The organism is Amycolatopsis sp. 2-15, from assembly GCF_030285625.1.
Classification (GTDB): domain Bacteria; phylum Actinomycetota; class Actinomycetes; order Mycobacteriales; family Pseudonocardiaceae; genus Amycolatopsis; species Amycolatopsis carbonis.
The window spans coordinates 8,505,363-8,519,628 of sequence record NZ_CP127294.1 but is presented as its reverse complement, the minus strand read 5'-3'; the positions used below and the strand labels follow the sequence as shown (position 1 = coordinate 8,519,628).

Sequence of the window (14,266 nt, the reverse complement as noted above, 5' to 3'; positions counted from 1 at the left end):
CGGACTCACGTCAGCCTGAAGACCGACTCCGCGTTCGTCGAGTAGATCTTCGTCCGCACCTCGTCCGACAAGGCGGACTCGTCCAGGATCGACACGGCCGCGTGGGGGCTCCAGCACGGGTGGTCGGTGCCGTAGAGGATGTTGTCGGGGCCGTAGTACTCCAGGGCCGTGCGGATGGTCAGCGACTGGGGGGCGACGGTGTCGACGAAGACGCGTTTCAGGTACTCGGAAGGCAGGCGTGGCAGGCCTTCGATGCGGGCGTTCTTGTCGATGCGCCCGGCCTGGTAGGGGAGCAGGCCGCCGGCGTGGGTCTGGACGACGCGCAGCGAGGGGTGGCGTTCCATGATGCCGCTGAAGATGAGGCGCAGCACTGTCACGCTGGAGTCGAGGAGGCGGCCGATGGACCGCTGGATGCCGTCCGCGTAGCCGGTGAGGACCTCGTTGAAGGCGAGGTCCGTCGGGTGCACGATGAGGGGCACGCCGAATTCCGCGACGCGCGCGTAGAACGGCTCCAGCCGCGAAGCATCCACGGTTTCCGGGCCGATCATCGAAGGCAGGTTCACCCCGCGCAAATCGAGGGAACCCACCGCGTGGTCCAGCACCTTCAGCGCCGTGGCCGTGTCCTGCAGCGGAATCGCGGCCGTGCCGAAGAACCGGCCGCGGTGCAGGCGTTGCGCGCGAGCGATTTCCTCGTTGTACGCGTGCGCCTCGTCCAGCGCTTCGTCCGCCGGCATCTGGTCGAGCATCCCAGCCAGCACGCCGGTGGTGCAGACCACGACAGTTTCCGGGCCGGTGGCGGCAGTCGCCGCCGCGAAGCCCGCGTCGAGGTCGAACCAGACGGCCGGCAGGGGGATGAAGCCGCGGCCCTCGTTGTACAGGTACCGGTAGCCGTCGCCCACGCGTTCGGTGCGGGGAAACGAGCCGCGACCCGCCATCGTTTCGAAGTGGGACCGGGGGAACCAGTGGAAGTGGGTGTCCACCACGCGCATCGAAATTCTCCTCAGCTCATCCGGTGTTCGGCGAGGATGCCGGCGAAGAGGCGGTCGGCATCGGGACGGTAGCTCTCGTGCAGGGTGCGGAACAGTTCGTGACAGCGCGCGGCCGGCCAGTCGCCCGGCAGGTGCTCGGCGGGCAGGCGCGGGGTTTCGCGCAGCAGCTGGCGCCAGGCCGACGCCAGGATCAGGTCGCGGCCCAGGTCGTCGAGCGCCTCGGGCACGGGGTCGGGCACGTCCCACGACCGCAGGAACCGGTCGTAGCGCGCGGCCAGCTCGTCGAGGTGCCAGGTACGGGAGATCATCCCCTGCACGTCGTCGAATTTCGGGTACGCCGTGAACACCTCCACGTGCTGGTCGACACCCGCGCCGGGCAGCTGCGCGAGGATCGCCGACACGTCGCGCTCGCCCGGCGCGAGCCAGACGCCGTCGCGCAGCAGGCCGAAGCTCTCCCACGCCAGGCTCCGCCGGAGCAGGTGGCGTTCCTTGCGGTGCGTCTCCGGAAGCGAGAAGCACAGGACCGTCCACGCGCCGGGCGGCTGCGGCTCCTCGCCCGTGTCGTGGAACGTCCGCTGTTGCTGCACGCGCACCACCCGCAGTCCGACTTCCGACGCGCGAAAGTACGCCGCGCGGCCCTGCCGGGAACGCTCCAGCAGCCCGCGCTCGGTCATCCGCGACACGGTGAGCCGCGTGGCGTGCGCGGACACGCCGATCCGCGCGAGCACGTCGATGTACCCGGCGGTCGCGATCTCGGGGTTCTCCTCGAGGCAGTAGCGGCCGAGCATCGTCATCAGCACCGTCTGCGGCGTCGGCGCGCGGCTCAGGTCGGGTGCGGGTCGGTCGGTGGTCAGGACGAACCCCCTGTTCTCGCGCCCGCCGCGGCGTTCTCCGGTGACCTGACGAACGTACGCCCGAGCAACGGCAGCACGTGCTCGCGCAGCACCGACACCGTCGAGGGATCCGGGCCCAGCAACGACTCCGCGACCATCCGGGCCCGTGCCGCGCCCAGCTCGCGCCCGGCCAGCGTGCCGAACTTGCCGACGATCTCGTTGTCCGGCAACGGGTTGCCCGGGTCACCCCGTGCGTCGAGCCGATCCGCCGATGCTTTGCCCGACACGGTGGTGATCTCCACCCGCGCGCCCCACTTGGCGGGATACGCGGCCGTGAGGTCGTCCGCCGACCCGACCTCGACCACCCGGGCCAGCTCCAGCACGGCCTCGTCGTGCAGTGCGCCGTCCTCGAAGTCCCACGGCGTGCAGTGCCCCCGCAGGGCTGAGGTGGCCAGCACGAACTGGGCACTGCCCAACGCGCTCAGCGCCGAGCCGAACGGCGGCGGCCGATCGACGATCCCGGCCAGCTGCGCCGGCAACAGGCACCTCAGCCGCCGCACCGACGAGGGGGGCCAGCCGCCCGCAGGACGCAGCGACAGCACCGCGTCGATCGCGCCCTGCAGGTGTTTCGCCCCCGCGTGCGGCTTCAGGCTCGTCTCCGGCAGCAGGAACGGCTCCGGCACCGCGGCTTCCGAACGCCGCAGCGGCGAACGCGGATCGTCGAGGATGTCGAGCGGACCGGTCCAGCCCGAGTCGGCCGCGAGGAACGCGGTGACCGCGCGTTCCGCCGCGAACCCGGCCAGCAGGTACTTGCCGTCGGCCCGGTCCGTCGCACCCGCGATCGACCCGCCCGCGTGCTGTGCGGCCAGCGCGATCGCCGACGCGGTGACGGCGAGCGGCCGGTCGAGCAGCACCGAAGCCGCGGCCGCACCGCCGAGCGGGGCCAGCAGAGCCGTCGGCCACCACCCCCGCCGGATCAGCGCCTCGCCTCCGATCGCGGCCGCCGCGGCCAGCGCGACCTCGTAGCCGGCCAGGAACGCCCGTTCGTAGGCGTCCGAGGAAGCCTCCGCGGGCAGCACCGCCAGCGTCGCCGGCAACACCACACACCCCGGGCAGAGCACCGAACCGCGGTGGATGTCGCCCGCTTCCCAGCCGTGGGCGTAAACCCCGCCGAGGAAGGCGGTCCGCCGCGCGGCGCCGTATTCGGCCGACAGGGTGCGCGCGAGCCCGGCCACCGAGCCGGCCAGCGTCGTGTGGCCGGCGATCAAGGCACCGACGGCGTCGGTCAGGTGGGCCCGGGCAGCCGCCCGGACCGCGGGCGGCACCGGCCGGGAACCGACCGAGTGCGCCCGCGCGGCGAGCTCACCGACGAGCGACATCTGCCTGCGTGGCCCGGAGCCGGCCGGTCGCCGGCTCGTCCACCCGCCCGTCGGCCGTGAGCACGACGCCGTACAGCTCACGTGCGGCCTCGGCCGTCACGAAGCCGTCGCGCACGTCCTCGGCGACGTCGCCGGCCGGCCGCTCCGACGGCGAACCCCAGCCCCCGCCGCCCGCGGTGCGGAAGGTGACCTTCGACCCCGCCTGCAACGCCAGCCCGGTGTGCTTCTTCACGTGCTCCGGCTGCCCGCCCGGCTGCGTGACGATCGTGTCGTTCACCGCGCCCGAGTGGCCGCCGCGCAGGCCCCACGGCGGGCAGGTCGTGCGCTCGTTGGCGATGTTGGTGAACATCGCCTGCTGCGGTTCCACGTCGATCTCCAGGCCCAGCCCACCGCGGTGGCGGCCCGCGCCGCCGCTGTCGGCGCGCAGCTCGTGGCGCGTGAACACCAAGGGATAGCGCGCTTCCTGGATCTCGATGGGGATGTTGCGCACGTCGCCCTGGCACACCGACACGCACGCGCTCGGCCCGTCGCCGACGGGCCGCCCGCCCCAGCCGCCGCCGTTGATGTTGAGGCACACGAACCGGGAGCCGGTCTTCTCGTCGATGCCGTGGAAGGTGAAGCCCGACATGTCGCCCTTGTGCGCGGCCGGCACCTGGTCGGGCAACGCGTCGGCAAGCGCGCGGATGATCGTGTCGACCACCGTCGGTAGCGAGATGCTCCACTGGCCCAGCGCGGCCGGGGATTTGGCGTTGAGCAGTTTTCCTTCCGGCAACACCACGTGCAGGTTGCGGAAGGACCCCTCGTCGACCGGGTGCGTCGGCAGTGTCAGCATCTTGAACGCCACCCGTGCGGCCGCGACGCCGCCCGACTTGCCGGAGTTCAGGGGACCCTTGACCTGCTCGTTGATGTCGGAGAAGTCGATCGTGAGCTCTTCGCCCTTCACGATCACCTTGAGGTCGAGCGTGATGCGCTTGTCGAGGTCCTGCCCGTCGTTGTCCATCCACGCCGAGGCCGTGTACTCGCCGTCGGCCATCTGCGCGACCGCGTGGCGGGACAGGCGTTCGGACTGGTCGCGCATCTCGGTGATGCACGCCATCACCGTGTCGAGGCCGTAGCGCTCGGCGAGCTCGGCGATGCGGCGCTCGCCGAGCCGGCAGGCCGCGATGGCCGCGCGCAGGTCACCCAGCGACGACTCCGGGATGCGGATGTTGTCCTTGAGGATCTGCATCACGTCGGCGTCCCACTCGCCGGCCTTCATCACCTTGATCGAGCGCAGCTGCAGGCCCTCGGAGTAGATGTCGGTGGTGGCGGTGGAGCCGAAGCCGATGCGCGAGCCGCCGATGTCGACCCAGTGGGCGCGCACCGCGGGGAACGCCACCACTTTGCCGTCGACGAAGATCGGCGTGTAGACCACGACGTTGTTGAGGTGCTGGCCCGCGACGTACGGGTAGTTCATCACCAGCGCGTCGCCGGGCTCGAAGCCTTCGAGGCCGTGGCGCTCGATGCCGTCGGCCACGGAGACGCCGAGGTCGGCCAGGAAGATCGGCAGGCCGCCGAGGTTCTGGGCGATCAGCTCGCCCTCGGTGTCCACCAGGCCCACGCAGTAGTCCTGGACCTCGAAGATCATCGGGTTGTAGGCGGCGCGGCGCAGCGCGGTGGCCATCTCGTCGGAGTACGCCACGAGCGCGCAGCGGACCACTTCGAGCGTGACGGGGTCGATGGTCATGCGGGGCTCCCCACGGAGACGACGAGTGACAGGTCGGCGGCGACGGTCAGCACGTCGCCGGAATAGAACACGACCGAGGACGTGGCTTCCTGCACCACGGCGGGACCGGTGATCCGGTGGCCGGGCCGCAGCGCCTCGCGGTCGTAGACGGGACAGGACACGGGCTCCGGGCCGCCGCCGTGCAGCACCACGGGCCGGTGCTCGACCGGCTCCGGCTCGCCCGAGGCGGTCTCGACCTCGGCCGCGGTGCCCGCGGTCGTTTCGAGCGGCAGTGAGATCACCGTGCGGACCCCGACGGCCTCCACCGTCTCGTCCGACGCATGGTGGCCGTAGAGCCGGTTGTGCATCTCGTCATACAGCGCGCGCACGGCCGCGTGGTTCGAAATGGACAGTCCCTCTTCGGGCACCGGCACGGGGATCGTGAACTCCTGGCCCTGGTAACGCAGTTCGAGGAAGTGCTGCAGCACGGGCGCGGTGGCCGGCTCGCCGACGTCGGCCCGCAGCCGCGCCCACGCCTCGGCGCCGAGCGCTTTGAGCGTGATCGCGTACTGCTCCACTGTGGATGGTTCGAACTTCGCCAGGTGCGTGCGCGTGAGGTCGTGGCGCACCTCGGAGTAGAGCATGCCCTTGGCCGAGAACTGCCCGGGCAGCACGGGGACCACGACCGTGCCGATGGTGAGCTCACGCGCGATCGACACCGCGTGCAGCGGCCCGGCACCGCCGGTCGCCACGAGCGCGAACGTGCGCGGGTCCTCGCCCTTCTCCACCGAAACCGCGCGCACGGCCAGCGACATCTGCGCGTCGGCGATCGTCACGATCCCGCGCGCGGCGGCCAGCAGGTCGAGGCCCAGCGGCTCGGCGACGTGCGTCATGATCGCGGCTTCGGCGGCCGCGCGGTCCAGCGGCATCTCACCGCCGAGGAACCGGCTCGCGCCGAGCCGGCCGAGGACGAGGTTCGCGTCGGTCACCGTCGGGCGGTCGCCGCCGCGGCCGTAACACGCGGGGCCGGGCGCCGCACCGGCGCTGACGGGGCCGACCTTCAGCGCGCCCGCGGGGTCGACCCACGCGATGCTGCCGCCGCCTGAGCCGACTTCCACGATGTTGACCACGGGCAGCGCCATCGGGTGCCCGGTCGCGTATCCGCCGATGAAGTAGCCCGGGCTGATGTCGACCTGGCCGTCCTTGACCAGGCTGGTCTTGGCCGTGGTGCCGCCCATGTCGAACGAGATCAGCCGCGGCAGGTCGAGGCCGGCGGCCAGCGCGGACGCGCCGATGACACCCGCGACCGGACCCGACTCCATCATGCGCACCGGGCTCTGCCGCGCGGTGTCGACGGACATGATGCCGCCGTTGGACTGCATGATGAGCAGCCGGCCGCGGAAGCCCCGGGCCTCCAGGCGCGTGGTCAGCGAGTCGAGGTAACGCGACACGACCGGGCCGACGTAGGAGTTGAGCACCGCGGTCGAGGTGCGCTCGTACTCGCGGTACTCGCGCATGATCTGGTGCGACAGCGTCACATACGCCTCGGGCCACAGCTCGGTGAACAGCCGGCCCAGCTCGAGCTCGTGCTCCGGGTTGGCATACGCGTGCAGCAGGCAGACGGCCACCGACTGGACGCCGGACGACTTCAGCTCGGTGATCAGGTCTCGCGCGGCCGCGACGTCGAGCGGGGTGCGCACGCTGCCGTCCACGAGCACGCGTTCGCGCACCTCCCGGCGCAGCCGTCGCGGCACGAGCGGGTCGGGCTTGCCGAAGAACAGGTTGTACGGCTCGGAGCGGTTGCCGCGCCCGATCTCGTACACGTCGCGGAAGCCCTCGGTGGTGATCAGCGCGGTGGCGGCGCCGGCGCGCTGCAGCACGGTGTTGATCGCGATGGTGGAGCCGTGCAGGAACAGCTCGGTGTCGGGCAGGTGCGCGCCGAGCTTGTCGAGGCCGTCGAGCACGCCCTCGGCGTGGTCGTGCGGGGTGGTCAGGGTCTTGGCGGTGCTGAAGACGCCGTGCTCGTCCACGGCGGTCAGGTCGGTGAACGTCCCGCCGATGTCGGCGGCGATCTGCTTCACGGGGTACCTCTTTCCTGGAAAGCGGTCAGGGGAGTTCGGTGCGCCAGGAGTCGGCGAGGGATTCGAGCTTGCGGGCGCCCACGTTGAGCAGGACGCCGGCCACGATCACGACGAACACCGACGCGAGCACCTCCGTGGTGCCGAGGTGGCCGGCGAAGAAACTGATGTTGTAGCCGATCCCGCCGTCGCCCGCGAAGAACTCGCCCACGACCACACCGACGAGCCCGCGGCCCACGCCCAGGCGCAGCCCGGCCATCACCGTCGGCACCGACGCGGGCAGGATCACCTTGCGCAGCAACGCCGTCTCGCCCGCGCCGAACGACACGGCGGTGCGGATCAGCTTCGGGTCGACGTTGCGCACGCCCTGGGCGGAGTTGACGATCACGGGGATCACCGACATCAGGAACGTGATGGCCACGACCGTCGGGCTGCCGAGGCCGAACATGAGCACCAGCAAGGGGAACAGGGCCACGATCGGGGCGGAGTACAGGAGCCACACGTACGGCTCGACCACGTAGTCGACGTAGCGGTAACGGCCCATCAGCAGTCCCACCGCGACGCCGACGATCGCGGCCATCCCGAAGCCGATCACCAGCTCCAGCGCGCTCGTGCCGAGGCTGCGCAGCAACAGGCCCGAGCCGATCTGGTCGCCGAGCGAGCCCGCGATGAGCACAGGGGAGGACGTGAGGAACGGGTTCACGAGGCCGGCCCACGCGGCGATCTGCCACAGGATCGCGACCAGCACGAGGAAGCCGCCGCCAAGCAGGATCGGCATGGCCTTCTCCGGCACGCGCCGCTTGGTGGGACTGACGGTGGTGGTCATCGGTTCACCTCTCCCAAGCCGTCGCGGCGGTGCCGAGCACGCGCAGTAACGCGGTCACGACGTACCCGAAGATCCCGACCACGAGGGTCAGGAACAGCAGCGGGGCGACGTCGAAGTTCTGGCCGTACGTGGAGATCAGCTGGCCCACGCCGTCCGTGCCGCCATAGAGCTCGGCCACGATCACGGCGATCACGCCGCGCCCGGCGCCCAGGCGCAGCCCGGCCATGATCGTCGGCAGCGCGCTCGGGAAGAGGATCTTGCCGAACATCGCGCCGCCGCCGGCGCAGAACGCCCTCGCGGCCTGCACGAGCTTCGGGTCCGTCTCGCGGATGCCGGCCATGGCGTTCACCGCGATCGTGATCACGGCCTCGATGAAGACCATCGCGATCTTTGACGCCTCGCCGATGCCCAGCGCGAGGACCACGAGCGGCAGCAACGCGAGCGACGGCGTCACGTAGAGCGCGACGAGCGCCGGCTCCAGCGTCTGGCGGATCCGCAGCTTCCAGCCCATCAGCATGCCCACCGGCACGCCGACCACGACGGCGAGCAGGAAGCCCGTGAAGAACTCGACGAGCGTCGTCTGCGCGTTCTCCCACAGCTCACCCGAGCTCAGGAGGTCGCCGCCGGCTTGGACGATCGCGACCGGGGTGCTGGTGAATTGCACGTCGACCACGCCGATCGAGGCGGCGAGCTGCCACAGCGCGAGCACCACGACCACGCTGCCGAGCACGAATCGAGCCCGGATCGGGGGTACCCAGCGCAGCCCGACCGCGCGGCTCGGCGGCGGGGTGACGTCCACACGCGACGGTCGCATTCGCAGACCCTGCGTCATGGCGTCACCGATTCCGGTGCGGCCGTGTTCCCAGCACCGGCCCCGGCGCCGAAGAGCAGATCGGCCAGGTGCGTGCGGTACTTGCCGAACGCCTCGCTCGCGCGCACCGCGGCGTCCCGCGGGCGCGGCAGGTCGATCTCCATCACCTCGACCACGCGGCTCGGGCTGCCGCCCATCACGAGCACCCGGTCGGCGAGGAACACCGCCTCGTCGATACCGTGGGTCACGAACAGCACCGTTTTCCGATCCAGGTCCCAGATCCGCAGCAGCTCGGTGGCCATCAGCTCCCGCGTCTGCGCGTCGAGCGCGCCGAACGGCTCGTCCATCAGCAGCACCTCGGGGTCGGTGGCCAGCGCGCGGGCGATGCCGACCCGCTGGCGCATGCCGCCGGAAAGCTGATGCGGGTGGGCCTCTTCACGCCCGGCGAGGCCGACCAGCTCGATGAAGTGCCGGGCCCGGTCCAGCCGCGTCGCCTTGTCGACACCCTGCATCTCGAGTCCGAACGCGACGTTCGCGAGAATCGTGCGCCACGGCATGAGCGACGCGTCCTGGAACACGACCCCGCGATCGGGGCCGGGCTTGCTCACGATCTTCTCGCCGATGCGGATCTGCCCGCCGGAGGGCCGCAGCAGGCCGTCGGCGGCCAGCAGCACGCTGCTCTTGCCGCAGCCGCTGGCGCCCACGATCGTCACGAACTCGCCGTCTTCGATGCGCGCGTCGAACCCGTTCACCGCCACGAACGACTCGCCCTTGCCGGCGTAGGAGATCTGCACCTGATCGAAGGTGATGTCTGCCATCTCGTGCTCCGCTCAGCTGGTCTTGGGCAGGAAGCGGGTGTCGAGCCACTGCGAGTCGGGCAGCCGTTTCGCGAACACCTTGCCCTGCAGGCCCATCTGCCAGAAGTCGTCCATCGCCTTCGCCGAGGGCATGCGGCCGTCGGGGTAGAGCTGGTCGATCCACTCGGCCATGCTGGCCTTCGCGTCGTCGGTGCTGATCTTGAGGTTCTTCGCGATCGACTTCACCGCGTCGTCCGGCTGGTCCTTGGTCATCTTCATGGCCTGCGACAGGGTGTCGACGAACTTCTTGGCGCGGTCGGGGTTGTCGGTGACGAAGCCCGGCTTGCTCCACGTGACGTGCATCGGGTAGCTGTCCACGAGGTCCTTGAGGTCGAGGATCTTGTTGTAGCCCTCCTTCTGCGCGTAGACCGTCTGCGGCTCGGTGAAGATGTTGGCCTGCAGCTGGCCCGCCTTCATGGCCGCCAGGCGCGCCGCCGAAGCGCCGCCCTGCACGACCTTGATGTCCTTGTTGGGGTCCAGGCCGGCCTTCGCCGCGGCGAAGCGCGTGAGCAGGTCGGTGGACGAGCCGATGGTGGTCACGCCCCAGTTCTTTCCCTTGCCTTGGGCCACGGTGTGGATCTCGGGCACGGCGTACCAGGCGAAGGCGGTCATGTCGAAGCCGCCGTAGATGACCTTCACGTCCTGGCCGGCTTCCTCGGCCGTGAGCGGGCCGGTGAGCGAGCCGACCGCGACGTCGACGTCGCCGGACAGCACGGCCTTGGCGAGCTCGGCGTCACCCTTGAACGTGACGGGTTTGACGGTGAGGCCGTGCTGCTTCCAGAGGTTCAGGTCGTCGGCCAGGTAGACCGGCGCGAGCGTGGTGGCCTGCACCGGCAGGCCGAGGGTGATCGTGTCGCCGCCCGAGGCGCCACCACCACCCGAGCCGCACGCGGTGGCGACGAGGGCGAGAGCGAGAGCCGGGAACGCGAGCCGGGTCCGGCGGAGAGTTTTCCATGGCACGGGGGAGACCTCGATTGTGTCCAGAGGGGAGACCGGGACGCGGGGAGCTTTTCCGCCTCGGTCTGGAATCGGGCGAGGTGTCGACCATGAGAAGCATCGGGAGGTGCACCTCTTTGTGCTCCGGTCAGTGTGACTCTCGATCTCGACGCGCGTCAAGAAGGTGAGAAACATCGATCTCCGCGGGTTTCCTGCCCGGATCGCGGGCACGACAAAACCCCCGGCGGACCTGAAGTCCTTGTCCGCCAGGGGGTTTCACCGTTGCCGTCCGTCCTAGCGGAACACCTCCGGCCGGTTCTTCGCGAGGCTGATCAGCCCACCCGCCTCGAGCATGTCGACGAGGAACGGGTCGGCCGCGGCACCGCGGATCGTCGTCTGCGTGGTCAGGTTGGTGAACTCCCCGGTGGCGAGGTCCACGCGCACGCGGTCGCCGTCGGCCGCGAAGTCGGGGTTCAGCCCGACTTCGAGCGCCGGCAGGCCGACCTCGAAGCAGTTGCGGTAGAACGTCCGGGCGAACGTTTCCGCGACCACACACCCGATTCCCGTGGCTTGCAACGCCTTCGTCGCGATGGCGCGGCCCGAGGACTGCCCGAAGTGCTTGCCGGCGAACACGATGTCGCCGGGCTGCACCTGCTTCGGGAACTCCGGGTTGAGGTCTTCGAGCACGTGCTGCACGAGGATCTCCATCGGCTCGAACACGTACTGGGTCTTCACGAGCCGGTCGGTCGGGATGTTGTCCCCGAACCGCCAGCAGCGGCCCTCGAACTTCACGATTTCCCTCCCGTTTGGACGGTCGAGGCGATGACCCCCGCGACAGCCGATGCGGCAACGGTTGCCGAAGACGCCAGGTACATCGACGCGTCCGGGCTGCCGTTGCGGCCGGGGAAGTTGCGGGCGTGGGTGGAGATCATCGTCTCGTCGGACGCCATCGCGCCCATGTTGTAGGCCTGGTTCGAGCCTGTGCTGGGCGGGAACCACGTGGCGCCGGCCTCGTGCAACGCGAGCACCAGCCCCTCGCGCGCGGCCTCCGCGAACACCTCGCGGCTGGAGGGTACGAGGTGGAACCGCGTGTCCGGGTGCACCTTGTGCCCGGCCAGGACCTGGGCCGCCGCGCGGAAGTCCTCGAGCCGGCCGCCGCCGTGGCCGCCCAGCTCCGCGTACTGCACCGGCGTGCCGGCGACCTCGGCCACGGGCTTGACGTTGCCGACGGTCGGCGGGCAGGCAACCGTGGGGTCGACCTCGCCGACGTCGAAGCGCAGCACCTGCGCGGCTTCCTCACCGTCACCGTGCACCAGCAGGCCGGCGTCGCCGCCGGGCAGCGTGCGCACGAACGCCTCGGTGACCTCGTCCGGTTCGACGAAGCTGCACTTGGCGCCGAGGTCCACGCACAGCAGCGGGAAGAGCCAGCGGTCCCAGAAGGACAGTCCGCGCACGTACGGGCCGCCGAACTCCACGGCCCGGTAGTTCAGCTCGCCCTCGCCGATGCGCCCGACCAGCCACAGTGCGATGTCGCGCGGGGTGACGCCGGGCTTCGGCGCGCCTTCGAGGTGGACCCGGGTCGTCTCCGGCACCTTGAACCACGCTTTGCCGTACGGCAGCACGGTTCCGGCATGGGAGTCGTTGCCGAGCGCCACGGCGAGCGCGCCCAGCGTGCCGTGCACCGGCGTGTGGCTGTCGGACCCGACCACGATCATGCCGGGCTTGATGTGTCCGTTGCGGACCACGGCGTGGTGCAGGTTGCCGTTGCCGCAGTCATAAAGCTTCAGGCCGTGCTTGCGGGCCCACCGGCGGTTGTGCTGCAGCACGTCCGCCTGCTGCTCGGTCGGCGGCGCGAAGTGGTGGTCGAACACCATCACTGCCCGCGCGGGGTCGGGGATGGGCACGTTCACGCGCTTCTCGTACACCTGCGAGGTGAGGTAGCCGGACAGGTCGTGCATGATCAGGCGGTCCACTTTGGCCACCACGATCTCGCCCGGTTCCACGGACTCGCGGCCGCTCGCGCGAGCCAGGATCTTCTCGACGAGGTTCACGCGACCACCGCCGTCGCCACGATCTCACGCGGGTCGGTGATGACCCCGCGAATCGCCGAGGCCGCGGCCGTGGCCGGGCTCGACAGGAAGATCTTCGAGTCGTAGCTGCCCATGCGGCCCTGGAAGTTGCGGTTGGCGGTCGACAGCGTGGTCTCGCCGTCGGCCATCGCGCCGCCGTTGCCCGCGCATGCGCCGCAGCCGGGGTTGGTGATCATCGCGCCGGCCTGGATCAGCTTCGTGAGCACGCCGCTGTCCGAAGCCTGCGCCATGATCTTCGCCGATGCCGGCGTGACGATCAGCCGCAGGCCCGGGGCCACGCGGTGGCCGGCCAGCACGTCGGCCGCGATCACGAGGTCGTCGTACTTGGCGTTGGCGCACGAGCCGATGAACACCTGGTCGAGCTTCGTGCCGACGACGTCGCCGACGCCCACCACGTTGTCGACCGTGTGCGGCACCGCGATCTGCGGGGCGAGCGTGGGCCCGTCGAGCCGCACGGTGGCGCGGTAGGTCGCGCCCTCGTCCGGCAGCAGGATGTCCAGCTCGTCGCGCGGCACGCCGGCCTCGTCGAGGTAGGCGAGCGTGGTGTCGTCCGGGGCCACGAAGGCGTTCTTCGCGCCCATCTCCATGGCCAGGTTGCAGAACGTCATGCGTTCGGACACCGACATGCCCTCGACGTAGGACCCGGAGAACTCGACCGACTCATACGTCAGCCCGTCGGCACCGAGGTCGCCGATGAGCTTGAGCATGATGTCCTTGGCGTAGACGCCCGGGGCGAGGTCGCCGTCGATGACGATCCGCACCGACTCGGGCACCTTGACCCACAGCTTGCCGGTGACCCACGCGGCGGTGATCTCGCTGAACCCGACGCCGGTGCCGAACGCGCCCAGCGCGCCGTAGATCGTCGAGTGCGAGTCGGTGCCGATGATGAACTGGCCGGGCCGCACGAGGCCGTGCTCCATGAGCACGATGTGCGCGATGCCGCTGTTGACGTCGAAGAAGTTCTTCACACCCATCTTCTGCGCGAACTCCCGGCACAGCGCGTGGTCCGCGGCCGTCTTCGCGTTCATGGCGGGGGACAGGTGGTCCATCACCATGGCCACGCGGTCGACGTCGTAGAGCTCCTCGACGCCCATCTTCTCCAGCGTCCGGATGCACCGCCAGCTCGCGGTGTGGCTCATGTACAGGTCGGGGAACGCGTCGACGATCTGGCCCGGCACGAGGTCGGCGACCCCGGACGCGCGTTCGATCGCCTTCTGCGCGAAGGTCTTGGCGGTCACTGCTTTCCTCCCGCGAAGCTCGCCATCAGGTGCGGGATCAGGCCGCCGTCGGCCATGATCTCCCGCAGCACCTGCGGGTACGGGCTGAACGGGAACGTCTGCCCGCCCACCTCGACCGTGCCCGCGTCGTAGTCGACCCACATCTCGCCACCGTCGGTGGCCGCCTCGGCCGCGGCGGGCGACTCGACCGCGACGAGCCCGGTGTTGATGGCGTTGCGGAAGAAGACGCGGGAGAAGGAGGCTGCGACGACCGCCTTGATCCCGGCGCCGATCAGGCACGTGGCGGCCTGCTCCCGCGCGCTGCCGCAGCCGAAGTTGCGGCCGGCGACCACGACGTCGCTCGCCCGTAGTCGCGCCTGCGTTTCCGGCCCCAGGGGCTCGAAGGCGTGCTCGGCGAGCTCTGCCGGGTCGATGCTCACGAGGTAGCGGCCGGGGATGATGACGTCGGTGTTCACGTTCTCGCCGAAGGTGATGACCTTGCCTCCGACGCGGTGTTCACTGCCCATGAGAGATCTCCGCTCGTG

At 70.4% G+C, this 14,266-nt stretch carries 13 protein-coding genes; all 13 read right to left on the bottom strand.

Going from position 1 to position 14,266, the window contains the following annotated elements; all coding sequences use genetic code 11:
• Positions 1 to 5 precede the first annotated feature (5 nt).
• The 13 genes from QRX50_RS42115 to QRX50_RS42055 all read right to left on the bottom strand — a co-directional run bounded on the left by QRX50_RS42115 (position 6) and on the right by QRX50_RS42055 (position 14,248).
• Positions 6 to 989, bottom strand: a complete 984-nt coding sequence (locus QRX50_RS42115; protein ID WP_285968663.1) for an amidohydrolase family protein — start codon at positions 987 to 989, stop codon at positions 6 to 8.
• An 11-nt stretch (positions 990 to 1,000) separates the two neighbouring features.
• Positions 1,001 to 1,783, bottom strand: a complete 783-nt coding sequence (locus QRX50_RS42110; protein ID WP_285968662.1) for a PaaX family transcriptional regulator — start codon at positions 1,781 to 1,783, stop codon at positions 1,001 to 1,003.
• Between the two features lie 56 nt (positions 1,784 to 1,839).
• The gene (locus tag QRX50_RS42105; RefSeq protein ID WP_285968661.1) at positions 1,840 to 3,201 is read right to left on the bottom strand and encodes an MmgE/PrpD family protein; all 1,362 of its coding nucleotides are present in this window, start codon (positions 3,199 to 3,201) and stop codon (positions 1,840 to 1,842) included.
• Positions 3,185 to 4,927 carry a hydantoinase B/oxoprolinase family protein gene (locus QRX50_RS42100; RefSeq protein WP_285968660.1) on the bottom strand — a complete coding sequence of 581 codons (1,743 nt, stop codon included), beginning with the start codon at positions 4,925 to 4,927 and terminating at the stop codon, positions 3,185 to 3,187. The genes QRX50_RS42105 and QRX50_RS42100 overlap by 17 nt, the downstream gene beginning before the upstream one ends.
• A complete protein-coding gene (locus QRX50_RS42095; protein WP_285968659.1) occupies positions 4,924 to 6,987 on the bottom strand; it encodes a hydantoinase/oxoprolinase family protein in 2,064 nt (687 codons plus the stop codon). Before QRX50_RS42095 ends, QRX50_RS42100 begins: the two co-directional genes overlap by 4 nt.
• A 25-nt stretch (positions 6,988 to 7,012) precedes the next feature.
• Positions 7,013 to 7,810 carry an ABC transporter permease gene (locus tag QRX50_RS42090; protein WP_285968658.1) on the bottom strand — a complete coding sequence of 266 codons (798 nt, stop codon included), beginning with the start codon at positions 7,808 to 7,810 and terminating at the stop codon, positions 7,013 to 7,015.
• Between the two features lie 4 nt (positions 7,811 to 7,814).
• Positions 7,815 to 8,624 (bottom strand): ABC transporter permease, encoded by an 810-nt coding sequence (locus QRX50_RS42085; RefSeq protein WP_285968657.1) that lies wholly within the window; start codon positions 8,622 to 8,624, stop codon positions 7,815 to 7,817.
• Positions 8,625 to 8,638: 14 nt separating this feature from the next.
• The gene (locus QRX50_RS42080) at positions 8,639 to 9,439 is read right to left on the bottom strand and encodes an ABC transporter ATP-binding protein (protein WP_285968656.1); all 801 of its coding nucleotides are present in this window, start codon (positions 9,437 to 9,439) and stop codon (positions 8,639 to 8,641) included.
• Positions 9,440 to 9,451: 12 nt separating this feature from the next.
• Positions 9,452 to 10,438: an ABC transporter substrate-binding protein gene (locus QRX50_RS42075; RefSeq protein ID WP_285968655.1), complete on the bottom strand. Its 987-nt coding sequence runs from the start codon at positions 10,436 to 10,438 to the stop codon at positions 9,452 to 9,454.
• Positions 10,439 to 10,708: 270 nt separating this feature from the next.
• Complete coding sequence (locus tag QRX50_RS42070) at positions 10,709 to 11,206, bottom strand: LeuD/DmdB family oxidoreductase small subunit (RefSeq protein WP_285968654.1); 498 nt, start codon at positions 11,204 to 11,206, stop codon at positions 10,709 to 10,711.
• On the bottom strand, positions 11,203 to 12,465 hold the full coding sequence (locus tag QRX50_RS42065; protein WP_285968653.1) for a 3-isopropylmalate dehydratase large subunit: 1,263 nt from the start codon (positions 12,463 to 12,465) through the stop codon (positions 11,203 to 11,205). The genes QRX50_RS42070 and QRX50_RS42065 overlap by 4 nt, the downstream gene beginning before the upstream one ends.
• Complete coding sequence (locus QRX50_RS42060; protein ID WP_285968652.1) at positions 12,462 to 13,742, bottom strand: aconitase/3-isopropylmalate dehydratase large subunit family protein; 1,281 nt, start codon at positions 13,740 to 13,742, stop codon at positions 12,462 to 12,464. The genes QRX50_RS42065 and QRX50_RS42060 overlap by 4 nt, the downstream gene beginning before the upstream one ends.
• A complete protein-coding gene (locus QRX50_RS42055; protein ID WP_285968651.1) occupies positions 13,739 to 14,248 on the bottom strand; it encodes a LeuD/DmdB family oxidoreductase small subunit in 510 nt (169 codons plus the stop codon). Before QRX50_RS42055 ends, QRX50_RS42060 begins: the two co-directional genes overlap by 4 nt.
• Positions 14,249 to 14,266: the final 18 nt, after the last annotated feature.

Excerpts from the sequence above, each read along its gene's own strand:
- QRX50_RS42115 (WP_285968663.1), bottom strand. The coding sequence starts at position 989 with ATGCGCGTGGTGGACACCCACTTCCACTGGTTCCCCCGGTCCCACTTC.
- QRX50_RS42110 (WP_285968662.1), bottom strand. The coding sequence starts at position 1,783 with ATGACGATGCTCGGCCGCTACTGCCTCGAGGAGAACCCCGAGATCGCG.
- QRX50_RS42105 (WP_285968661.1), bottom strand. The coding sequence starts at position 3,201 with ATGTCGCTCGTCGGTGAGCTCGCCGCGCGGGCGCACTCGGTCGGTTCC.
- QRX50_RS42100 (WP_285968660.1), bottom strand. The coding sequence starts at position 4,927 with ATGACCATCGACCCCGTCACGCTCGAAGTGGTCCGCTGCGCGCTCGTG.
- QRX50_RS42090 (WP_285968658.1), bottom strand. The coding sequence starts at position 7,810 with ATGACCACCACCGTCAGTCCCACCAAGCGGCGCGTGCCGGAGAAGGCC.
- QRX50_RS42085 (WP_285968657.1), bottom strand. The coding sequence starts at position 8,624 with ATGCGACCGTCGCGTGTGGACGTCACCCCGCCGCCGAGCCGCGCGGTC.
- QRX50_RS42080 (WP_285968656.1), bottom strand. The coding sequence starts at position 9,439 with ATGGCAGACATCACCTTCGATCAGGTGCAGATCTCCTACGCCGGCAAG.
- QRX50_RS42055 (WP_285968651.1), bottom strand. The coding sequence starts at position 14,248 with ATGGGCAGTGAACACCGCGTCGGAGGCAAGGTCATCACCTTCGGCGAG.